Annotated in this window: 19 protein-coding genes; all 19 read right to left on the reverse strand. The window is 43.5% G+C overall.

The window, feature by feature from the left end:
• Nucleotides 1-60: 60 nt before the first annotated feature.
• Nucleotides 61-1458, reverse strand: coding sequence for an MBL fold metallo-hydrolase (locus NTX44_03100; protein MCX6120591.1), 1398 nt, complete (start codon nt 1456-1458; stop codon nt 61-63).
• A gap of 196 nt (nt 1459-1654) precedes the next feature.
• Nucleotides 1655-2962, reverse strand: a complete 1308-nt coding sequence (locus NTX44_03105) for a hypothetical protein (protein MCX6120592.1) — start codon at nt 2960-2962, stop codon at nt 1655-1657.
• A 30-nt stretch (nt 2963-2992) separates the two neighbouring features.
• Nucleotides 2993-3541: a spore maturation protein gene (locus NTX44_03110; GenBank protein MCX6120593.1), complete on the reverse strand. Its 549-nt coding sequence runs from the start codon at nt 3539-3541 to the stop codon at nt 2993-2995.
• Nucleotides 3534-4541: a hypothetical protein gene (locus tag NTX44_03115; protein MCX6120594.1), complete on the reverse strand. Its 1008-nt coding sequence runs from the start codon at nt 4539-4541 to the stop codon at nt 3534-3536. Before NTX44_03115 ends, NTX44_03110 begins: the two co-directional genes overlap by 8 nt.
• A gap of 285 nt (nt 4542-4826) precedes the next feature.
• Nucleotides 4827-8084, reverse strand: a complete 3258-nt coding sequence (locus NTX44_03120; GenBank protein ID MCX6120595.1) for an efflux RND transporter permease subunit — start codon at nt 8082-8084, stop codon at nt 4827-4829.
• Between the two features lie 98 nt (nt 8085-8182).
• Nucleotides 8183-9235 carry an efflux RND transporter periplasmic adaptor subunit gene (locus NTX44_03125; protein MCX6120596.1) on the reverse strand — a complete coding sequence of 351 codons (1053 nt, stop codon included), beginning with the start codon at nt 9233-9235 and terminating at the stop codon, nt 8183-8185.
• Nucleotides 9236-9319: 84 nt separating this feature from the next.
• The gene (locus tag NTX44_03130; protein MCX6120597.1) at nt 9320-9685 is read right to left on the reverse strand and encodes a hypothetical protein; all 366 of its coding nucleotides are present in this window, start codon (nt 9683-9685) and stop codon (nt 9320-9322) included.
• Nucleotides 9686-9704: 19 nt separating this feature from the next.
• Complete coding sequence (locus tag NTX44_03135; GenBank protein MCX6120598.1) at nt 9705-10160, reverse strand: zf-HC2 domain-containing protein; 456 nt, start codon at nt 10158-10160, stop codon at nt 9705-9707.
• Nucleotides 10157-10729: a sigma-70 family RNA polymerase sigma factor gene (locus NTX44_03140; protein MCX6120599.1), complete on the reverse strand. Its 573-nt coding sequence runs from the start codon at nt 10727-10729 to the stop codon at nt 10157-10159. The genes NTX44_03135 and NTX44_03140 overlap by 4 nt, the downstream gene beginning before the upstream one ends.
• Nucleotides 10730-10916: 187 nt before the next feature.
• Complete coding sequence (mnmA, locus tag NTX44_03145; GenBank protein ID MCX6120600.1) at nt 10917-12026, reverse strand: tRNA 2-thiouridine(34) synthase MnmA; 1110 nt, start codon at nt 12024-12026, stop codon at nt 10917-10919.
• A 158-nt stretch (nt 12027-12184) separates the two neighbouring features.
• Entirely contained in the window at nt 12185-13090 is a 906-nt protein-coding gene (locus tag NTX44_03150) for a sugar phosphate nucleotidyltransferase (protein ID MCX6120601.1), read from the reverse strand.
• Between the two features lie 269 nt (nt 13091-13359).
• The gene (pyk, locus tag NTX44_03155; protein ID MCX6120602.1) at nt 13360-14799 is read right to left on the reverse strand and encodes a pyruvate kinase; all 1440 of its coding nucleotides are present in this window, start codon (nt 14797-14799) and stop codon (nt 13360-13362) included.
• Nucleotides 14789-15547 carry an NAD-dependent deacylase gene (locus tag NTX44_03160; GenBank protein ID MCX6120603.1) on the reverse strand — a complete coding sequence of 253 codons (759 nt, stop codon included), beginning with the start codon at nt 15545-15547 and terminating at the stop codon, nt 14789-14791. The genes pyk and NTX44_03160 overlap by 11 nt, the downstream gene beginning before the upstream one ends.
• A complete protein-coding gene (locus NTX44_03165; protein ID MCX6120604.1) occupies nt 15544-17955 on the reverse strand; it encodes a penicillin acylase family protein in 2412 nt (803 codons plus the stop codon). Before NTX44_03165 ends, NTX44_03160 begins: the two co-directional genes overlap by 4 nt.
• A gap of 100 nt (nt 17956-18055) precedes the next feature.
• On the reverse strand, nt 18056-19519 hold the full coding sequence (locus NTX44_03170; protein MCX6120605.1) for an outer membrane protein transport protein: 1464 nt from the start codon (nt 19517-19519) through the stop codon (nt 18056-18058).
• 35 nt (nt 19520-19554) lie between these two features.
• Nucleotides 19555-20496: a hypothetical protein gene (locus NTX44_03175; protein MCX6120606.1), complete on the reverse strand. Its 942-nt coding sequence runs from the start codon at nt 20494-20496 to the stop codon at nt 19555-19557.
• A 239-nt stretch (nt 20497-20735) separates the two neighbouring features.
• Nucleotides 20736-21518: a hypothetical protein gene (locus NTX44_03180; protein ID MCX6120607.1), complete on the reverse strand. Its 783-nt coding sequence runs from the start codon at nt 21516-21518 to the stop codon at nt 20736-20738.
• A 25-nt stretch (nt 21519-21543) separates the two neighbouring features.
• On the reverse strand, nt 21544-23070 hold the full coding sequence (locus NTX44_03185; GenBank protein ID MCX6120608.1) for an amidohydrolase family protein: 1527 nt from the start codon (nt 23068-23070) through the stop codon (nt 21544-21546).
• 5 nt (nt 23071-23075) lie between these two features.
• A complete protein-coding gene (cysS, locus tag NTX44_03190; GenBank protein ID MCX6120609.1) occupies nt 23076-24533 on the reverse strand; it encodes a cysteine--tRNA ligase in 1458 nt (485 codons plus the stop codon).
• Nucleotides 24534-24541: the final 8 nt, after the last annotated feature.

Consider the following 24541-nt stretch of genomic DNA (forward strand, 5'->3'; position numbering starts at 1 on the left):
GTTCACAATCCGTGCGTGCTTCGATTTCAACTGAGTACGCGAGTATATCAAATCTCATTTTCACACTTCAAACTTCTCACCTGTCACCGGAATGTAAATCTCCTCTTTCACATGAGTTTCTTTGAGTTTCGCAGAAAGTTTTTCGATCTGCACTAATTCACCATGCACCAGAAATAGTTTTTTCAATTGGGTTTGGTCAGCCGCAGTAATATACTCCACCAATTCATCCTGGCCAGCGTGCGCTGAGAATGAATTCAGAACCACCACTTCTGCATTCAATTTAAGTATTTCCCCAAAGATGCTCACTTCCGGCTGTTTCTCCACTATCCGTCTGCCGAGTGTGTGTTCTGCCTGATATCCAACGATAAGGATGGTGTTGTTAGGATTTTCGATGTTGTTGGCAAGATGGTGTACAATTCTTCCGCCTTCGCACATGCCGGAGGCTGAAATGATAACGCAAGGAGAATGCATATCGTTCAATTTTTTCGATTCATCCACCGACCGCACATACAGTAACCGATTGAAGCCAAACGGATCTTCATGCGCATGCAAGTGATTAAGTGTTTCTTGATCAAAACATTCGGTATGCGAACGGAAAATGTCGCTTGCATTTACTGCAAGCGGGCTATCGACGTAAATTGGTACAACAGGTAATCTGCCTTCATCAAACAATTCGGATAAAAGATATGCAATCTCCTGTGTCCTTCCAACACTGAATGACGGTACGATCACCTTCCCGCCGCGGTCAGATGTTTGCTGGATGACGTTACACAGCGAATCCTTCATGCCAGTTACCGGATCATGCAGTTTACCGCCATAGGTACTTTCAGAAATGAGAACATCCACGCTGTCAATTGGCTGCGGATCTCTGATGATCGGCGCATTCTTTCTTCCCAAATCGCCGGTGAAACCGATCTTCTTTCTTTTACCACCTTCTTCTACCTCAAGCACGATCACGGCAGATCCTAGGATATGTCCGGCATCGAGGAATTTCACCATCACTCCATTAGCAACCTGCACTTGTTGTTCATAATTGATACTAATGAATTGTGTCATAGCTGTGGTTACATCCACAACATCATATAACGGCTGTACAAACGGCTCATGCTTTCTTTGGTGTCTCTTATTCACGTATTCAACGTCCCGCTCTTGAATGTATGCGCTATCGTAGAGCATAATATTGCACAAATCGCGCGTTGCCGAAGTGGCATAGATAGGACCGCGATAACCGTTCTTCACAAGATTGGGAAGATTGCCGGCATGGTCAATATGGGCATGCGAGAGAATGACCGCATCAATGTTGGATGGATCGAATGGAAAATTGCGATTCTTTTCGTACGCTTCCGCTCGTTTTCCCTGAAACATGCCGCAGTCGAAAAGAATTTTTGTACCATTCACAGAGACGAGATGCATTGAGCCGGTGACAGTCCGTGCGGCTCCGAGAAATTGAATGTTCATTGGATATTGCTTTCCACAATAGTATGATTCATTGTTTGAAAATAGAAAGAAGAGAGATGAAATGCAAAAGAGGCGATCCTGATTCCAGAATCGCCTCTTCACTGTGTAGGAAGGTATAAGAGATTAATGCTTTACATCGTTTATCCTCTGATCATCATGAAAGCGCTTACTCGATCAACTCTTTCGGCTTACGAACCTAAAAATCATAAATAAAACTGACTTTCGGTTCTACTCGATCTTGTTTTTCAAAGGAACCATCAGCATGTAAGGAGCCATCTGGATATCTGTTTGAGAAGGTACGCTGATAAAGCATTGACACCAATAAATATTTGACAGGTTTGTACCCAATCTCTGCGCTCAGGATAGAAAAATTATCCAATATAAAAACGCGGCCTATTCTTGTTTTATCAAACGCCCCTCGCACAACGATACCGGCGACCTGCGGCAATTGCAATTCTGCATGCAGTATGCCTTGGTTTTTGACGTCATAAGGAGCCTGATAGCCGGCGACGATGTTAAAGGTGTTCAGGACGCTAATAATGATCTCGCCAAAATAACCTCGGTTTGCAGCAACTTGCAAAAGCGTGTCTGATTTACTGAGTCTAGTGACAACATTAAACCGATCATGTTCATATAATGCGTTGAAATAAGCAGGTATATAATTTGCACCATTTATGCGAAATTCATATTTCCCTCTGAGTGTGAGGATTCCCATACCTGAAAGAAACATGTTTATCCCGACGGTAGAGCCATGTCCATAATTGGAGATCTGAGCAAAATCGTAGTACAAGGTCGATTTTAAGAATGAGTAAGATAATATGGGCAACCCAAGATCGAAACCATAGATCGAAAGACCGGCTCTACTCGAGTCAAGGTGTGTGTAATCGGCATACAGGTCCATATCACGTGCATAGGTGACGCCGACTTCAAAGTTGCTGATCACCGGAACCTTCGCAAGACTTGTGAACTTTAAGGGTTTTGCATACCCGCGTAACCCCAAGAGTCCTCTTCCTGTAAAATCGCTGTATACAAATTCGAAACCGAACTTCTCAAAATTGAAATCTAATTCCATTCCTGTTCTCCGCATATCATAGCTTGCACTATTTCGGTAATTATAGATGATCGATCCGTGGCCAAGTAGCGAGTAATCAAGCTGACCGACACGTACGTAGAATGGATCACCTTTTTGCGCCCAGCGAACATAACGAATGATACGGAGATAGTCTTCAAATTTTGAATAATCACCCATGCGTAGCTTCCCCTGCGTATTGAAACGCAAATTGAGATCGAGACCTATGCCGAGCTGTCCGAATGCTACTTCCGGCGTAATGTTGATCAAGTAATACATTTCGCCATCTATGAAAGTGGCGCCAAAGCCCATCGGGATTGTACCACCACTCTTTCCCATCATCGCTGCGGCGGCATTTGGGAGTTGTGCGTTTACGGAGAACGATACAAACATCAGCATCAAGAATATGACAACGAGTATTTTAATTGATTTCATGATTCCTCCTGTTGTTTTTCTGTTCGTTTTCTAAATTCCGAAAAGGATCCGACAAATAAAAACAGCGCCGACCATGCCGGCAAGATCTGCCAGTAACCCGACTGGTACAGCGTGCCGGGAATTTTTAATGTTCACCGCTCCGAAATAAACGGCAAGCACATAAAACGTTGTTTCCGAACTGCCGTACATTGTTGAAGCAAGTACGCCGACGAACGAATCAGGACCATGCGCCTTCATCAACTCTGTCATAATTCCCAATGAACCGCTGCCTGACAGCGGGCGCATGAGCGCCATCGGCAATGTGTCTGCAGGCATACCGATTAAATTTGTGACTGGTGAAATTATCACAACCAGTAAATCCATCGCACCGCTGGCACGGAAAATACCGATAGCAAACAACATTGCTACTAAATAGGGAATGATGCGAATCGCTGTATGAAATCCATCTTTAGCACCTTCCACGAAGACTTCATACACGCGCACTTTCTTCACAAATCCCCAGCCGAGAAACACTGCAATCATCAGCGGAATAGCAAATATAGAAATCAGGTTTATGATGGAACGAAAGAGGTCAGCCATGGCTTTTCCCCTTTGCTGCTTTTCTTTCTTGTTCCAAGTCTTTTTTGTATCTCGGAAGACGCTGAAGAATTTTTGATGCAATCACTCCGGTTATCGTCGCGCATCCCGCACCAAAGATTGCTGTGCCGATAATGATCCCGGGATTTGCAGAACCAGATGCTGCTCGCACTGCAATCGCAGTAGCGGGAATCAAAATTAATCCGCCCGTATTAATTGCAAGGAACGTTACCATTGCGTTTGTTGCAGTACCGGCTTTTGGATTGAGCTTATTCAGTTCCTCCATTGCTTTCAAACCCATCGGTGTTGCAGCGTTGCTGAGGCCGAGCATATTTGCCGCCGTATTCATAATGATCGCACCAATAGCAGGATGATCAGAGGGAACATCTGGAAATAAACGTTTCGTAAGTGGTGCAAGCAATCGTGTAAGCACTTTCACCAATCCGGCTTCCTCTGCAACTTTTATGAGACCAAGCCACAGCGCCATGACACCAATGAGTCCAATTGCAATCTCAACTGCAGTGTTTGCGAAATCGATCGCTGCTTGTGTAATGGCTTTCAATTTCACAAACCGAATCGGTTCCAGTATTATTTTTGCTTTCGCCCAAGATTTGTCGTCAGAAAATACTATGTTCTCCACTTTCCCCGTCAGTTTGTCCTTGGCAGAAGCGGATTTTCCCATTTCTTTCCAATACATCGGTGTTACATCAGTGGACGAAAAAATAAAACTCCCCGTTCCATCTGATAAAAGCGAAATAACAACGGGTTGTTTGACTTCATCAATTTGCGATGTCGTTCCGTAGAAATCGTTGAATTGTTTTGCCGTAAGATAAAACTGCCCTTCCCATCTCATAGCAGTCCCTGATGGTATTTGCGGAGAGAGGAATGTCACTTCCAGCGGCACACCATTTTGGTAGGTGTTTCGTAATTCATCGTTGATATCTTTGCCAACACCAACGATGAGCGCGATGGCAATAAGAAAGAGCCAGATGTAATTTAGCATTACAAATCCCTATGATAGACACTTTAAGCAGACTACATTGAACTCGACGTCAAATTATTCTTTTATATGCAGAAAACCAAACGGAATGTTGAGAATGCGACATCAATCACATTTCGAAAGAAGATAGATGAGAATCAAATATTACAAACGTTCGACGCCTGCGGCTTCAAAGATATTGGTGTATAAAGAATTCCTGAAATCTCTCCAATGAACGCTGTGAGATTTCGAGAACATTTCTTCTTCAAACGAGGGAAAACGCTGAGTAGGTATGCCTATGCAATCAAACTACTTCTTTGATGAAGAAGAGTCGGATGTTTTTTTCCCTTTTCGTACCGCCGGTTTTTTCATCGTAGTCGATTTCTCTACTTTTATTTCGGTTTGCATAGGTATTGATTCAATTTCAATAGGCGCATCTTCATCACTTTGTATTTTTCGTTTGAATCGTTCTTCAAATATTGTGTAGAGAATTGGAATGAAGAACAGTGTCAGTGTTGTCGAAAATGTCAATCCGCCGATGACGGCAATTGCGAGCGGTGCTTGAGTGGATTCGCCGCCCATGCCAATCGCCATGGGAATCAATCCCAACACCGTTGCGAGCGAAGTCATGAGAATTGGCTTAAGTCTCGTTCTGCCGCCGCGGACAACTGCTTCATGGAGCTCAACTCCGGATGCACGCAGTTTGTTTATATAGTCTACTAGTAATATTCCATTACTCACGACAATTCCCACCATAACGATAATGCCTTGCGCAGATGTGACGGAAAGCGTAGTACTAGTCAAAAAGAGCGTCCAGAATACTCCAGCGATCCCGAGCGGAATGGTGAACATGATGATGAAGGGATCAATAAATGATTGGAATTGCGACGCCATCACAACATAGACAAGGAGTATTGCAAGTGCGAACGCGAGTAAAAGTTCGCGGTTCGTTTTCTGCTGCTGCTCAACATTGCCGGTTTGTTTCACTTCAAAACCGAGAGGAATAGTGAGCTGATCAACTTTATTCTGAATATCACTTGCGACGCTTCCTAAATCACGACCTGCAACATTTGCCGTCACTTCTACTAATCGCTGTTGATATTTCCGATCGATCTGGACCGGTGAATTTGCTTTCACGATTGTCGCTATATTCCCAAGGAGTACTTGTTTTCCGCTGTTCGTCGTGATAACAAGTTTTTTCAAATCATCAATCCTCGAACGGTAGTCTTGATCCAAACGTACGAGAATGTCATACTGATTGCCCGTCGTTGGATCAGTAAAAACGGAAGCAACCGTTCCATTCATGCAAGTGTTAATAGTGTTCGAAATATTAGCGACGTTAATGCCAAGAACTCCTGCCTTATCCCGATCTATTTGCACGCGCAATTCAGGGAGATTATCATCCCTTGAAATCTGGACGTCAACCGCACCTGGTGTAGAGCGAACAATACCCAAAATATCCTTCGCCAGCGCTGTTCCTTTTTCTAAATCATATCCTCGTATTTCTACATCAATCGGAGCTGACGATCCAAAATTCATCAAAAATCTCAAGAAACCTCCTTGATCGAGAAACACCGCAGCACCCGGGATTCTTTGAAGTTGTGGGCGTAGTTGTCTGGTAATTTCAAAGACAGATCTGTCGCGTTTGTCTGATGGTACCAGAGCAACCTGTATTCTCGCTGCATGACTTCCTGCATTTCCCCCGCCGCCGCCGCCACCACCGCCTTTTGAGGAGGTAGGGATACCCACATCAACAATCATTGCTTGAACTTCCGGCACATTCTTTTGGATAATCTCTTCAATCAATCTTGCCACTTTGTCTGTATTTTCAACTCTTGAGCCTACCGGAAGTTTGATCGAAACGCTAAATTGACTTTCGTCCTGATCAGGGAAAAATTCTGTTCCGATGAAGGCAAATAATCCAAAGGACAGAAGCGAAAAACCAAGGATTCCGATTACAATAGACCGTCTATGTCCCATTGCCCATGTGAGTCGTTGTTCATACCAAGTATCCAATTGATCAAGTGCATCGTGCGCCTTAACGCGAATACGATCTTGTAATTTTAATGAAGCTCGATTAATTTCTTTTTCAGGCGGCAGATAGTTCAAACACATCAATGGTGTTATTGTTCTCGAAACAAAAAACGATCCGAATAATGCTACAGCAATAGTAACCGTGAGTGGAATAAAAAGAAGTTTTGCAATACCCGTGAGAAAAACGATTGGGAGGAAAACAATAACTGTTGTCAACGTCGACACGAAAATAGGTGCTGCCACTTCCTTTGCTGCTTCAAGTGTCGCTTCAATCTTTGACTGTCCCGGTTTACGCCTATTGTAATGCCGTGAGATGGCCTCCAACTCTACGATCGAGTCATCCACGAGTCTTCCGACAGCGAGTGCCAATCCTCCAAATGTCATGATATTCAGTGTGATGTTCCCAAAACGAAATAAAATAAACGTAATGAGGATAGACATAGGAATAGCGACAAGAATGATAAGCGTACCGCGAACATTCCGAAGGAATAGTAAAATGATGATCATCGCCAATACACCGCCGAGCGTCGCTTCACGCTGCAAACCTGAAATTGTATTGCGAATGTAGAGCGATTGATCGAAGGAGATAGACAATCGTACCGACTCTGGAATACCGGTCAGCTTTGGCAGGTTGCGCATAACGTTATCAACCACATCAACCGTATTTGCACCTGCAAGTTTCTGTACGCGCAAGGTCAATCCCGGTTTACCATTGATGCGTACGATTTCTGTTTGTTCCTGATAACTATCTTCGACCGCACCAATATCTTTGATGCGGATTGGGATTCCATTGACTGTATTCACAATAACATCTTCCATCGGCTTGACGATGTTAAAACGGCTTTCCGTCTTCAACGAATAATCAAATTGACCTGTTCGGAGATCACCGGAAGGAATAATAAGATTGGAATTTGCAACGGCATCCAGGACAGTCGCAACAGGAAGCTGCATTGCTTCGAGTCTGTTCCGGTCAAGCGTCACATGGATTTCTCGAATTCGGCCTCCTGAAACAGGCGCGGAAGCTACTCCTGACAAATGTTCTATCTGTGGTTCAATGATGTTATATGCCAGATCATAGAGATCTCGTTCATCCATATCGCCAAAGACGACTACATTACATACCGGCTGACTGTTTATATCGAAGCGCAGCACTGAGGGTTGTTGAATTCCCTCCGGAAGCTGGCTGAGAACGCGATTTACCCGCTGCATGACATCGATCATTCCGACATCCACGTTGGCATCCCAATTAAAATTTACTCTGACACGTGAAATACCTTCTCGAGTGCTTGATTGCACATAACTTACATCGTTGACCGAACTGACGCTGCGTTCAATAATGCGCGTTACGGATTGCTCCATGTCAAGTGGACCTGCTCCGGGATAATACGTGACCGAAGTGACAACAGGAATCGAAATGTTCGGCAGCAGATCAATGGGAAGCTGTGTGAACGATACAAATCCTAGAACAACAATCGTGCACGCAAAAAGGAATGTCGAGATTGGATAGCGAAGTGCAAGCCGCGTTAGCCACATAGTATGATCCTACTGGAAAAATCCAAACAAGTAATAATGAATGAAGACATAAGGATGACGTATAAAGGATACCCTCATTGCTCATTATGAATTACGAATCATCGCTGTACTGTAACCTGCCCGCCGTCTTTCACGAATTGCTGACCTACCGTAATAATGGTCTCGTCTCCCGTCAAGCCTGAAAGGATCTCCGTGCGTTCAACTTGCTCAACTCCTGTCTGCACCCTGATGCGTTTTACTTTTTTCTCTTCAAGTGCAAAGATATATTGACCATTTTCATCTTTCAGGAGAGCATTGGTCGGCACCGTAACAGCATTTTGATGTTCTGCAAGCGTTATTTGGACGGTTGCGAACATTCCCGGCTTAATAACATGAGAACGATTTGCAATCTCGATTTGAATGGCCATCGTTCGGGTTGATAAGTCGATTGCCTCGCTGAAGCGCGTCACCTTTCCTGTGAATGCTTTCCCAGGCAAAGCATCGAGTGTCACGAGTGCCGTACGAATCTGATAGACATACGGAACAACTTTCTCAGGTACGTTGACAATAATTTTCACATTATCCAGATTCATTAATATAAACAGTGTCGAGCTATTCGCTGTTACCAATGCACCCGGATCAAGAAAACGTTTGATAATAATTCCATTGAATGGCGCGACGATTCGTGAATAGCTCAACCGGGTCGAAGCAGCCTCAAAGTTTGCCTGAGCAACTTTCATTGCGGCATCCGCATTATCTAAATCTTGTTTCGACGCTAAGCTTTTTTCTATTAATTGTTTTATGCGATCAAATGTAATTCGCGCGTTCTGGTACGTCGCCTTCGTTTGTAGATATTGCTGATACAATTCTGCTGAATCAATCGTTGCCAACAATTGGTTCGCTCGAACGACAAATCCCATGTCGGTATAGATGCGCTCAAGATTACCGCTGACCTTAGAGAATATTCCTGCTTGCCTTACAGGCAGAACATCGCCGTTGAATTGAAGCTGTATCTTTACCAATTCATGCAACGGTTTTTCTACTTTTACTAAAGGCGCTATAGAACGTCGCGTATCCGCTGTCTTTGCATTCGTTGTAATTTTATACGCTATAACCGAGCCAGCGATTAAAATAATAAGAAGTGGAACACTATATTTCCATATTTTCTTCACGAGGTTATTCCTACTAAGACATATTGCTCAAGTGTGGTTATTGATTTTTTAATATAGCCCAAATTGAATCTTGATGACAAAACCCTATTTCTTTGGTGAATCGTGTTCCCGTCTTTTCGCGTCATGTGCATCCTTTTCCTGAAGAATTTCATCAAATATTTTCAGTTGATCGACATTTAAAATTCGACGGATTTCCAATCGTGTTGTATCCCACACTGCATGCATTTGGTTTCTTTGAATCTCCATTTGTTTCTTGCGTGCTTCAAGAATTGAATCCAATTGCGCGATTTGACTCTCATTAAGGTGAAGCCGTTCCGTTAACATTTTTTGGAAATCTGGCGGTGTATGACCTGATTTTATAAAAACGCGATCCTGCATAAACCAACCACATATAACTCCCAAAATAAAACTGAGAAGAATAAACAGAATTGTTTTTGTCTTTGGTTTCATAACTCGCCCTTTTCACTCATTATTTAGTCATCACCGCATATAATAAATCACTCTTCGAGAGATTTTCTTGTTGGAGTAATACCTGTGTCGAGACAGAATTTGATGTAATTTTATTTAATAGTTGATCATTCATTGCCGATCCAGTATTATTGTTGTAACTCGTAAAAAAGAATAGGATAAGGACCAAAGTCGCAAGCAAGATAAATGTATTTCTCGCTGAGGGTTCTATTCCAAGCCATTCTACAGTTTGTTCGTCCCGCTTCTCTACTGAATATGCCACATGTGCTGCAAAGGAATTTGCAAGTTCTACTTCACCGAGTGCGCAGATATTTTCTCGCATAAGTTTCGCCTGTTCAATGAATCGACGGCATTCAGGACATACTTCGAGATGTGAAAGTGCCTCAGCTTTTTCACTCTCGTTGACTTCACCATCCAAATAGGATGATACGAGTAATTGTATCTTTTTGTGGTTCATGTTCGTTCCTCGAAATATTCACTCAAGAGATTTTTGAGCTCAGATCGTGCACGAAAGATGCGTGATTTCACAGCTTCCAAGCTGATATTAAGCGTCTCTGCAATCTCACTATATCCTAAATCTTTATACTCACGCAACACAAGGATATCTCTGTGTTCTGGTTTTAATCGTTGAAGCGCCGATTGAACTACCTGACGCCTTTCCTCAGTTAACAGCGAATCAGAGGGCATTCCATGATCTTTATTCTTTCGGCTTTTTTCCAGCGCATCTTCTGTTAAGAAATCTAACGATAAAACTTTCCTGATCTTGCGTTTCCGAATTTCATCAATGCACAAATTCATCGTAATCCGATAAATCCATGAAAAGAATGATGCATCGAACTTAAACCGCGGCAATGACCGATATACTCGAATAAATACTTCTTGTGCGATATCATCCACGTCATCAGAGCTGCCCATTGTTACATAGATCAGGTTTGCCACCTGACGCTGATAACGGTGGACCAGCGACTCAAATGCTTGATGATCACCTGCCTGAATCGCTTTAATAAGTGCAAAATCGTCGGTCACTGTCGTTTCAGTTTCCGCATAATAAACGCATAATGCATCAATTTGTTTCCGCTTCTATTAATTATTGCAGATTTTTAGGGTACAATGTAACGAAAACGAGAAGATCATTGAGGGAACATGAGTTATCATTCAAGAACAACTTCAACAGCCGCCCAAATTATTCTGCAAAGAATCTTCTTTCCCATCATCAATCCAAGACCTGTTCTATCACACCACCGCAGAGAACATCGTCTCCATCATATATCACTACCGATTGACCTGGAGTGATTGCGCGTTTCGGCTGATCAAACGTCACTTTAATATTTCCATTTTCCTCTAAAGAAACAAGTGCATCCGTTCCACTATCCTTATATCGTACTCTTGCCCGCACACGAAGATTCTTTTCCAGCACAGCTATTCCGCTCCAGTTTACTTGACTAGCGATGAGAGTACGATGATGAAGTTCATCATCCGTTCCAATTTTTATCGTATTTGTGTTACTGTCGATTTCAGTTACATACATTTTCTGGCCATATGCTCCGATATTACGGCGTTGACCAATGGTGTAGAATGGATATCCATTGTGCTTGCCGACAACATTTCCATCTTGCACAATATCGCCGCCGGAAACTTGTCCCTGTAAATTGGGAATGCGTTCCTTCAAAAACCTTTCGTAATTATCGTCGGGAACGAAACAGATTTCATAACTTTCGTGTTTTCGTGCATTGATGAGTTCGTACTGTTCCGCAAGTGCCCGCACTTCCGGTTTTGTCATTTCACCGAGAGGAAACATCGTCTTGCTCAGTGCTTCCTGCGTTACCGCCCACAGTGCATAAGATTGGTCTTTCTCAGCATACATGCCACGCGAAAGAATATGCCTTTTCCGATGCTGGTCGAAACGAACACGGGCATAATGCCCGGTTGCAATATACTGAGCTCCACGTTCCTGCGCCTTTTCCAGGAGCACGCCGAATTTAATCTTCCGATTACAGATGACACATGGATTTGGCGTTCGACCTTTGAGATATTCTTCTACAAAATTGTTGATAACGGCAGTTCCAAATTCTTCGCGCAAGTTGACAACGTAATGTGGAAAGCCCAACTTCTCTGCAACGGCATGAGCATCCATCACAGCGTTGAGATCGCAGCAGCTGCTCTCGTTCGGACCAAAACCGCCAACTTCCATATAATCGTACGTCTTCATCGTAATACCAATGACGCTGTAACCTTCTTTCAGCAGCAGCGCGGCTGCAACCGAGGAATCCACACCACCGCTCATGCCAACTGCTACCGTAATATTTTTATTATCCGTTTTCATTTCACTCTTAAGATATGAAACAATTACCCCGTGTTCAAAAACAACAAATGGGATCTGCAGCCCAATTGTTTAACAATGCGAACGATAGAAAAGGTTTCAGCTATGGATGGAATTGTTTCTAACAAACATGGAATGACTTCATATCGTGAGCAAACCCCTTAACGCGATACACCAAGACTATCGAGATCTTTCAAGACCTGTTCCTTAGTCCCCCAATCACTCCAAAGAATTCCCTCTCCACGCAAGACAAAAAGACTTTCCGGAATTACTTCGAGTACGCATTTTGAAAAACTTCTCGATGGAATATTTTCAAATGCATCTACAATAAAGGATTCTTCTTCATCCGTACCATACACCGATTTTCCTTTTTTAAAGGCATCATAAATAACTTTCAGTTGCTGACGGTACATCTTTACTAATGTTTCGCATTTTGCCGCTAACACCAGCGAATTCCACAAACATCCTTTATCAAAGAGTTTTTGCGCTTCTTCCAAATTCGGCTTCTCGCGGAAATTGAGAACCCTGTAGAAACGATTTCTTTCATGCAAAAGAAAATTTTTATTTGGTTCAATCCATCCATATTCCGGATTTGCGTTGGTTGGTTTGATTCCCAAGAGAACGACGTAATCGGGATGCTCTCCAATGAACGATATTGCCCGTTCGACATAGTAAAGAAAACGTTCTTCCTCACCGATGAAATGATCTGATGGAAAGATTGCCACAACAGCGTCCGGATCACGGAAATAAATATGCGAAAGTGCAAGATACACACTTGCCGCTGACTCCCGGTTTTCTGGGGCTACAAGAACTGCCTTCATCTCGCGTTCTTTGAGCTCTTCCGGTAAGTATTTTCTGTGTTTACGGGCAACAACAATTTGAAGTTGTCTGGGGGGAATTAATTTTTCTACACGATCAAGCGTGTGGCGCAGCATGGATCGTTTGCCGATAATTGCAGAGTATTGTTTTGGACGATCGACACCATACCGCTTACGGATAAATTCCTGCAGACGTTTTCCTTCTCCGCCGGCGAGAACGATTCCCCAAAGATGATCTGTGTCTGCCATGTGTTGCTCTTTTTTCGTGAGCGGCAATCACACACTGTCATTGTGCAGTAGTTGTCTGGACAGTGTTCTTTCTTAAAGAAATTTATGAAAGAAGTACCATTGGCGCAACAACAGATTTTTCGACCAATGCATAATTATACATCTAGTGCCGTTTCCATTAAATAATCTTGTGTTTTAGATAATGCGGTTGCAAATGGAAACGAGCACTACTGCCTTTTTTATTTTTGTTTAATAAAAACACAAGATTTCTTTTTAGAAGTGGCCCTAGATTATTCCACACGCTCCACATGAACAGTATCCGTTGTTCCCATCGCCTTCAATGGTAATCCGGCAGTGAAGACAACAAAGTTACCGCGTTCAACATATCCTTCTTGTTTGAGACATTCAATAATCTTGCGGAATGCTGTATCATTATCTTGGATGAAATCTTTCATGACAATACCGCGCACAGACCATACGAGGTTTAAACTGCGAAGGATTCTTTCGTCGCTGGTTATTGCAACGATCCTCGATTCGGGGCGATACTTGCTTATTTTCACTGCTGTTGCACCTGAATGTGTGATTGGTACGATTGCTGTGGCATTCACCTGGCGAGCCAAGACACAAGCCGCACGCGCGATAGCATCAAATACATTCTGCTGAATTTCCGCTGGAATTTGTTTGATGCTTAAGTGATTGCGCAAGCGAATTTCAGCCCGGCAAATAATGCGATCCATCGTTTGCACAGTCTCAACCGGATATTTTCCGACCGACGTTTCTGCGCTTAACATAACAGCATCTGCGCCATCAAGCACGGCGTTTGCGACATCGCTTGCCTCGGCACGTGTGGGTCGCGGGTTTTCTATCATCGATTCCAGCATTTGCGTTGCGATAATCACGGGGACACCGGCTTCATTGCACTTTCGCACAATCATCTTCTGCAGGATGGGCACATCTTCCGGCATCATCTCAACTCCAAGATCACCACGCGCGACCATAACAACATCGGTTTCCGCCACGATGGAATCAATGACATCGATCGCTTCTTTCATTTCTATTTTTGCAACAATAGGGACCCGTACTTTTGTCTGCTGCTGAATGACGGACCGTAGATGTCGAATATCTTCGGCAGACCGCACAAATGAAAGCGCCACATAATCTACGTCATGTAAAATGCCGAATTGCAAATCCTCTATGTCTTTTTCAGTCAACGACGGTGTACTCAACTTGACACCTGGTAGATTCATTCCCTTATGTTCCTTCAGAATGCCGCCATTGATCACCGTACATTCAACATCCCTTACTGTTTTCGATACAACCCGCAGTGCCATTTTCCCATCATCCAATAAAATAGTATCTCCCGCTTTCACATCATCCGGTAATTCACGGTACGTCGTTGCAACCCGGTGTTCATCTCCCACAATTTCATCGATGGTGAATGTGAACGTTGCACCGGCTTTCAATTCAATGGAATTATTCTGAAGTTTTCCTGTCCGGATCTTCGGCCCGCACAAATCCTGTAAGATGCTGATGTGCTCTCCCGTGAGTTTGCTCGCCTCTCGTACATTTTGGATGGATAAGAGATGATCCTCATGCGTTCCATGTGAAAAATTCAATCGCGCAACATCCATACCTGCATTAATAAGTTCCACCAATTGTTTAATACTCTGCGAAGCAGGACCGAGTGTGCAAATAATTTTTGTTTTGGCGATCGCTTTTTTAATTCTCATAGCTCTCTCCTTTTCTTTCTTCTTTTATCTTGAGAAGCTGCGGCAGTATTTCTCCTGCTTTTCCCAGAAGTGTTTCATGAACAGAGTGCGATATTTCCGTTCGCTCCATATTAATTTCCACAACGTATGCACCATGCTTTCGTGCGGTTAGAGGAAGACTTGCGGCAGGATACACTACCGCCGATGTACCGACAGTAAGGAATAATTCACACCGCTCCGCTGCTTCTGTTGCCGCTTCAAAGACTCCTTCCGGCAGCATCTCGCCAAACCACACAATATCGGGACGAATGATTCCGTTGCAGGATTGACAGTGCGGCACTTTGTTTTCCAAAGAAACTTCGACGTTCGCAACAAATTTTCCACAACCGATGCAGTAACTGCGCTCTATGTTGCCATGGAGTTCTAACACGTGTGTACTGCCAGCACGTCGATGCAGATTGTCGACGTTCTGTGTCACTAATGTGAAATCTTTTACCAATTCCTGCATACGCGCAAGGGCGAAATGTGCAGGGTTGGGTTTCACATGGTGTATAATTTCCTTTCTGTAGTTATACCATTCCCATACGAGCTCCGGATTACGCATAAACGCATCGAAGTTCGCTAGTTCTTCCGGTTTGAGCTTCGACCATAATCCATTGGAGCCGCGAAAAGTTTCTACGCCGCTTTCTGCTGAAATACCAGCGCCCGTAAGCACACAAATTGATTCTGTATTTTGAAGTAACGAACGAAGCTTATGAGAGATATTCATCGCATTGGTCTTAGTGTGAGAACATCCCGGTATGTCGATTCTATTATTGATAACTGCATCGGACGAATTTTGTATGCGCCATTGAGCCAGAGTGATACCTGATCTTTATAATGGCTGGAAAATACCTGCCCCGATTGTCCCGGAGGCAAAACACTTCGTGTATCGTTTATGTCGGCGAGATTAAATACTTGCCGCATCGACGGTCCAACGGCACTTTTAAAAGAATGAGCAATGAAGTACTGCCCGACGTTAATCGTCGAGTGCGAACCTCCAATCGGGAATGGCCCGATGTTGAAGAATCCGGAGAGTACTTTGTTCGCGCCAAGGACATGTTCGAATGTTACCGTGTGCACTCTTCCCCACTGCCATTCCTTGAGATCACCGCCAAGTTCGCTCTTGAGCATAACCAGTGCATCGCTAACGCTCTTGCGGATAAGATCATCCCGCGTTTCTTGCAAAGGCGTTTTGGAATCATCGAACCACTCAGAATTTGGGTTCTTCAGCAAATGAGACAATGCTGACAACGGTGTGCTTGCCAGGGTGTCATACAATCCATACAACCGGTCTCCCATTTTATCGTGGAAGGTATTGTAGATAAGAGCGTTGATCGTCGCTTGGAAAAGAGTTGTACTGACATCTTCTTTTCGCATTTCGAAATTCCAATTCCGAAAATATTCCAATATCGTTTTCACATCTTTATCTACGACGACAACACTATCGTATGCATGAAGGATGTACGGAACCATTTCTCTTGCATGCGTGGAAACAAGATCGAACTGCAGGCGCTGGATTTCTTCTACCGTAAACTTATTTTGTTCGGTAAGTACCTCGCTGATGCGGATCGACCGCCACGGAGATTCCCAATGATGAGAGATGGTATAAGGATACGAATCATCGACGATCTTGTTGTTGGCTGTCGCTATAAATCCTTCCGGTGGATTAAAGACATGCGGCATCTGATCGAACGGGACAAATCCATTCCAATCGTACTCGTCTGTCCAGCCTGGGAACGGCAATGTCGGCCCTTTCGTTTTTCTGATCGGCAACTTGCCGCCCGTGCGGTATCCAATATTACCGTCAACATCAGCGTAGACAAAATTCTGTGCGGGTACGGTAAATAATTTTAACGCTTCCTGAAACTCCTGCCAGTTGCCGGATTTGTTCATACGATATAAAGCACCGGCTTCATTCGAGATTTCATTTCCAGTCCATCGCATAGATATGAGCGATGATGCAGATTGAGCGGCGGGTTCCATTTTATTCACAATCGGTCCGCGGTGTGTACTGAATATGGAAAGTGCAACAGGCAATGCTCCTTTCACAACAATCGTATCAACGGTCTCTCCAATAGACAGCCATTCGTTGTTGAATCGATACCGTGTCGGATGTTGAAGCGAATCGACTTCTTCAAGATAAAAGTCTTCGTCATCCATCATTGCATTCGTCACACCCCACGCTATACGCTCATTTCTTCCTACCACAATAAATGGCACGCCGGGAATAGTCATTCCGGCAACATCCAGACTTGGTGCGCTGATATGAAGTTCGTACCACCGCGCGGGCGACATCAATATAAGATGTGGATCGTTTGCAAGAAGTGGTTTTCCGGTAACAGACTTTGCACTGGAGATTACCCACGCATTGCTGCCCGACTCAAGAGCACGAATACCGAGAAGTGAACGGCAGGCTCCTTCCGCATCGAACAACGGACGAAGGTCCTCAGCAATCGTCTTCCCTTTCAATTCCTTTGGAATAATACACGGGGCATTCTCCGGCCAGTACGGGAAGATTTCTTTCGCCTTCGCTTCACCAAACCGCTGAACGAGTTCTGCAAGCAGTAAATCTATCCAGCGCGAGTAATTCAATTCCCACGCCATCAATCGGCTGACAAGGAGTGAATGTTCAATCGTCCACGGCTCCGGTACAATATTTAACATATCAAATTCAATAGGATATTTACCGGAATGTGTTGTCAAGAACTGATTCACGCCATCCGCATACGCCTGCAATGCTTTGCGTGTATCATCATCAAGCGCTTGCGATAGTTTATGCGCATGCCGCCATAAGCCGAGTGTGTGAAACATTTTATCAATCGGAAGCGCCGGCTCTCCTAACACCTCCGCTAAGCGCCCCATACCGACACGCCGCGTCAATTCCATTTGCCACAACCGATCCTGTGCCTGAGTAAAACCAACTGCAAAGAATGCATCATATTCCGATTGAGCGAAAATATGCGGGACGCCATATTCATCCCGATAGACTTTTACTTCCTGCACTAATCCTTTCACGTTTATTGTCCCGGTAACCTTTGGAAATGATCGCATCACGAGAAAATAACCGATGACAGTGCTCATAAACAAAACAACAATAATTATTATACCGATTCCAATCAGAGCTTTTCGCGTCATTCGCATGCCTATTCTTTTATGAAAAAAAAATTCCGTCCCGATTGATCATATCAATCGGAACGGAATAATGTAATCAAACTTGAAAAGCAGTGCAACTAAGCTAAAAACGATACAGCAGAGTCAAATTCAAATTGCTGGTTGTAACTGTTTCGTCAGTTCCCTCATCGTATGTATAACCGGATGCTGAATATGAGTAATTATTTCGTAAAGATTTCCAGGTTCCATATGCATATCCTGCATCGATGGATGTACGTTCATCAAGCATGTACCCTATTCCCGCAGTATAGTACATCTGATTGCGACTTGTCGGATCACCTTTCCATGGTGACGGATTGTAAATAATCCCGCCGCGCAGCTTCAAACCTAAATTCCTTAGGGAGACTTCACCACCTCCGCGAAGATTAGTTGTTGCTCGCAATTCGTTCTTGATACGAGAATTTTGAGTACTAAAATCTACACCATCCGCACTTAAATCCATTTGCGTCCAATCCGTATACTCAACATCCCCGGCTAAAAGAAGCCATTCTAAAGGCTGAACAGAAACACCTCCGCTCAATATATAAGGCGTTGTAACTTCATATTTGATGGAGTTGGACGTTAGTGGATAGGAGTATGCACTGAAGCCATTGACATCCTTAGTCTTAAATTGACTCGATGCGGCTTCAGTATATGTTTCAGAGATATTATAGGTGGTTGATGTTCGAATAGCGAACCCGATCGAGTATTTTCCCGTTTTACGAAACATCAATCCAAAGAGAGCGTTGAATCCTTTTATATCATCATTTACTGTGCTCTCATAGCTAAACTGGTTGAAATCTTCAGGAGATATCGATACAGGATAATAATTTTTCGTATCACTTTCGTTCACTGTCTGGTCATACGAATATGATCCTCCTGCATAATTGAGTGAAATACCTACAGAAAGATTTGGACCAACATCAATAGCACCGCCAAATGTCCAATGGTTCAATCCTCCACCTTCAATCACGTTTATCGCTTGTTGGACATTTCCATTCAGGATTGGAATGACATTACCCAAGGTATCGGCATTAGCAAGAAAAAGTTTATACGGAATGTTGTATGCCAATGGTTTTTCTAATAAATAAATACTTTGAGAATAGGAACTATATGGATTAAATGTACTCATGGATGCTGTCGTCGTATAATTTGCGGCTCTGTAGAATCCGAATGCAAAAGTAAGGCTCCCCCGTACAGTCGGGATTGGATACACAAGTCCAAGGTTGTTGAGGTTCACCACACTATTATTTGAGGATGTTTTCGTCCCTATATACGATACATCATTTGAATATCCAAGACTTGATAAGCCGAAGGAAAACTCGAAATCTCGTTCAAGCGCCAAACCCGCCGGATTCCAGAACAACGCGGAGTAATCATCAACACCTCCAACGGTTGCATTACCCATTCCGAGTTGTCGTGCACTTACACCTAATCCGAGTTGAGAATATCGCAACGCATCTTCTGCAAATTGCGCGTTCACAGGCTGAATCTGTAACCCAATTATCATCAAAATAACCAACCAATATGTTTTACGAAACGTTTTCATAAGATTACATTACTCCATTCTTTTTTTTAATTTAATCAACGGCCTGATCTACCTGAACCACTGCTTTGACGGCCACCACCGCCATCGCTTCTTGGTGCTGGTGCACTACTTGGAGCAGAACTTGGCGCAGAACTTGTCCGGGTCGATGGATGCGGTGTATAGCTTGGCGCCGAACTCTGATCGCTTGATCTGGATTGATTGCTGCTTGCACCTTGACCTCGAGCTTGTCCGCTGCCGCGAGTATTGCTGTGTCTGGAACTTCTCGTCGTCGTCATAGTACTTTGATCCCGATAACGCGGCTGCTGAACGGCCGGATTATAGTGGCCGCCGCTCGATCGGCGGGATGTTGAAACACCACTGGAAGCACCACGTGTAGTTCCTGTTGTTCCAGTACTTCCACTTTGCGATCCTACCCTTCCAGCTGAACCAGGAAGACTAACATTTCCCCGGCTAGTTCCGTTTCGTCCATCATACATTCCTCCTGTATTGTCTGCTCCAGTTGTTCCTATATATCCAGATCTTGTACTACCCGATGTTTGTCTGATATTACCGCCTCTCTGATATCCGGAATTGCGTGTTACAAACGGCCGGGAAGAATAATAATGATTGTATCCTCCATAGCCTGAATAAGAATTCCAATAACCCCAATGATGAGGATAATATGAATAGCCGACATAGAACGCAGAACCCCAATACCATGGATCCCAATACGATGGATAAACACAACCGTAATCCCACGACCAATATGAACGCCAGCCAGGATAATAATATGAGAATCCGAGATATTGATGTGATTGCCAATTATCGTTATCCTCACCATAGTATGAAGAATCGTTTTGAACAGCAGGTTGTTGTTCCTGTTGATAAGATGAATCTTCTTCATGCATTGTCACAAATTGCGTGTAGCAGCCTTGGAAAAGAAACGCCATCAATCCTATCGGCAGAAGAAGTTTGAAGAAGAATATCATTGTTTTCATGATTGACCTCATTTGTTTGACGCTTAAAAAGTGCTCAAGTTTCTTGCCAGTGATTTATAAAAATAAAAGACCTGAATTCGGCGATTTTTCGCCATCTTCAGGCGGCTATACGAACGATAAAATATTCAACCGTACACAAAACTAATCGCTACTGTCCTCAGTCATGCACAATAAACTTCAATATTTTCTGGCAGGTTAACACATTGAAATTTATATATAAATTTAGAGATAATAGCGGATCAAAAATTTCCTATATAATCAATTTGGAGTGTACGATTTCCAACATTCACATTGTCTTGGTTCTTTGTGATATTTTTCAAATTGAAGCCGACAATGAGACCTTTTGCACACGTCCATCGGAAACCAAAATTAAGGTATCCGTTTCCTTTGCCAAGTGCATGATCATTATTATCATTTGCTGCGAAATCGAACTCGAACATAATCGATATATCTCTGCCTATCGATTTCTCTGCACCTACGTACATATTGAGATCTTTATCACCGTCATCTGTTTCCAGAGATTTATTGAATCCGCCATGCACACTGAGATTGCCAAGTAACTCATAGTTTTTACTGGCTGCAATATACACTCCTGGCGATTTGACTGTGTAACGCTTTAATGTATCAGCATTGAGATATGGTTCTTTGCCTTGAGAATCAAAACCGATAGCAAGCGCTGGCATAGTAGAACTCTCGCTCACAAGACGCAGTTTTGCGTTCATTCCGGGCATGGGGTTCATGTTAATTTTGTTTTGGCCGACAATATCTGTTCCGCCATACGAAATTCCAAATGTGAACGGTTCAAAAATTCCCACTGAAATCCCCACCAATACACCGCCATTCTGAAAGAAGTTCGAAGAAACGGAATACGATCCGCGCTTCAGCAAACCTGCTGTCGGTTTATCAATCAGCATTGTCGGTTCAACAGTCGCTGCATCGCCTGCATAACTTTGTGCTTCCGCCGTTTCTATTGTCACGATCATTAAAATATTTACGATCAGCAATACACTGAGTTTTTTCACGTTATTCTCCTTTTCACAAACTGACTTATGCTTCATCATCTCCAAATATTTTCTTCACATTTTTTGGAAGTTCCTTACCAGTTTCAGTTGAGCTAATGTCTTTTGTTTGCGGAGCGGATTTTGTCCGTTCCTTCCGAACAATTCTGAATCCTTCTTCAACAACCATTTCATCTGCAGAAGATGTACTCTCATTTTTTTGTTGTGCAGGAAATTGGAGTATCGTTGCCGGCGACAACTGTACGACGGTTTTCTCTTCAGTGAGAGATAATAATTTTTTGAAAATTGATTGTGCTTCCCTTGCCAAATCTTCTTCTGAATATGTGAGAACATGTCTTTCGCGGATATAGAACTCGCCATTGATCATGACATCGCTCACCTGCTGCGAGCCGGCTTCTTGAAGAACAACTTCAAGAATTCGTTCGGCATTTTTATCAGCAAGAATAGCATTCAGACGAAACTCAGAGAGATCAAGGAAAACTAGATCGGCTTTCTTTCCTGTTTCGATTGTTCCAATATCAGCATCAAGCCCAAGTGCGTACGCTCCATTCTTTGTATGAAGAGCAAGCAGACGGTACGCTTGTTCTTGCGGCAAACTAAGGGTTTTAAGTATGGAGCAATAGGAATGAATATTTTCCAATGGCTGTGCTGATCCCCAATCAGTACCCAATGCCAGCGTAATTTTATGCTTGAGTAATTCTCCGAAAGGCGGCATTTCTGTTCCTTTTTGAAGAATTGCTGATGGTGAATATACTAACGGAGCCCTAGACTTTACGATGATTTCATAATCTCCCTCGTCAAAACACGAGAGGTGAAGCAGATGTACCGGCGAATCAATCGCCCCATACTCGGCATAAAGTTGCGCTATGGATTTATTGAAGTTTTTCTTGACAATGTTAAACGCTTGACGGGTCTGCCCCAAATGCAATATAATCGGCCACTGAAGTTCACGTGCAGAACGAATGCTGGATTGAAGATTGTATGTCGTAAGATTTTCTTCATCGGCGATAACAAATGCAAAACGAATTGACGATTCGCGTAACTTACGAGCCGCCTCAATTTGATCGCCATTATGCAAACCGATAAAACCTCTTTGGTTCGTTTGCTGCATCGCCTCAAATGACGCTGGAAAGGAATGTTCAGGATTATCTAAGCCATACTCTGCCAATGTTGTTACACCGGATTTGAGCGCGGCATAATACGATAATCGGTACAACGTTAAGAATTCTTGGAATGTAGCTTCTTTCCGAACATAATCGAGAGAACGGCTCGGGAGCGGATTCTTATTCCATCGCGCCATCGGCTGACCGGATGTTAAATAGTGTAAGATAAACGACTCACCCGTATGATGCGCATCTACAAATCCCGGTAATATAATTTTTCCTGCGGCATCAATGACTTCAGCATTTGGATATGTTGCCTTGAGAGCATCAGCACGCTTACCGACCTCGATAATGCGGCCGTTTTGAATTATTAGCGTCAGTTTCCCGGCACGGTTTTGTGTATCGCCGGTAAAAACGAATCCGTTTTCGATTATTTTAATGGAATCGATCATGGACGTTAGTTTATCTTACGCCAGCTTGTCCCATCTTTTTTATCTTCGATTATAAAACCAATTATCTTCAAACCGTCACGAATGATATCAGACAGCGCCCAAAGCTTTTGCTTCCGCACTTCTGTACGGATACGAATGACCAAATCCATGAGATGAGATTCTGTCTTTGCATCACCAGTGGCAGATTGAAGTTCGTCTGGTATAATTCCCAAGACTTTTCCACCAAGTTCGTCAAAGAGTTGGTCGATTTGTTTGAGCGTCTCACTACTCAACTTTTGTTCAGAGTTTAGCGATTGATTTGTTTCGCGTGCCAAATCAAATAACACTCCAACAGCGAGCGGTGCGTTAAAATCATCGTTCATTGCTTCTAAAAAATGTTTTTTATGCGAAGAGAGATCAAATCCCGCTCCATGTGACCGCTGTTCAGATTCAGCTTTCTTTAATTCCTCCCGGAGATTGCGGATGGTGTTCAGCAATTTATCATATCCGGCGTTCGCGCCTTGTACTGCTTCATCGCTGAAATCCAACGTGCTGCGATAATGACTTTGCAGAATGAAAAAACGCACGACGAGCGGATCATATTTCTTGAAAGCATCTTTTAACGTTACAAAATTTCCGAGTGACTTTGACATTTTCTTCCCGTTCACAGTCACAAGGTTGTTGTGAATCCAGTACTTCACAAACTGTTTTCCGGTTGCAGCTTCACTCTGCGCAATCTCGCATTCGTGATGCGGAAATTGGTTATCCATTCCGCCACCGTGGATGTCAAATGTCTCGCCAAGATATTTCATCGACATTGCCGAACATTCGATGTGCCATCCGGGAAATCCTGCGCCCCACGGACTCGGCCATCGCATAATATGCCCGCTTTCCGCTTTCTTCCACAATGCAAAATCCGCCGGATGTCGCTTCTCCGAACGCGATTCAACGCGCGTTCCTTCAACCGAATCCTCCAGCACACGACCCGAAAGCTTGCCGTAATTCTTAAATTTCGGGACGTCATAATACACAGAACCGTTCACCTCATACGCATAACCGTTCGCAAGTAGCTGCTTTATGATTTCGATCTGTTCGATGATGTGTCCCGACGCTCGCGGTGAAATATCCGGGCGCTCGATTCCAAGCTTATCCATATCATCAAAATAACTGCGCGTATTCGTCTCGGCGATTTGCATTGGATGGACACGATCAAGGCGCGCTTGTTTCATAATTTTATCTTCACCTTCGTCTGCATCGTCGGTAAGATGACCAACATCGGTAATGTTCTGAATATAAAGTACTTTATTGCCAAGATAACGCAAGTATCGAACGATGACATCGAAGGAAATATAACTTTTTGCATGACCGATGTGCGAATGACTGTATACGGTAGGTCCGCAGACATAGATCCCCACATGCCCTTCGTGAATCGGCTTGAATTCTTCTTTTGTACGGGAAAGTGTGTTATAGATAAAAAGGGGCATAATAATTG

The organism is Ignavibacteriales bacterium (genome assembly GCA_026390575.1).
Taxonomy (GTDB): Bacteria; Bacteroidota; Ignavibacteria; order UBA10030; family UBA10030; genus Fen-1298.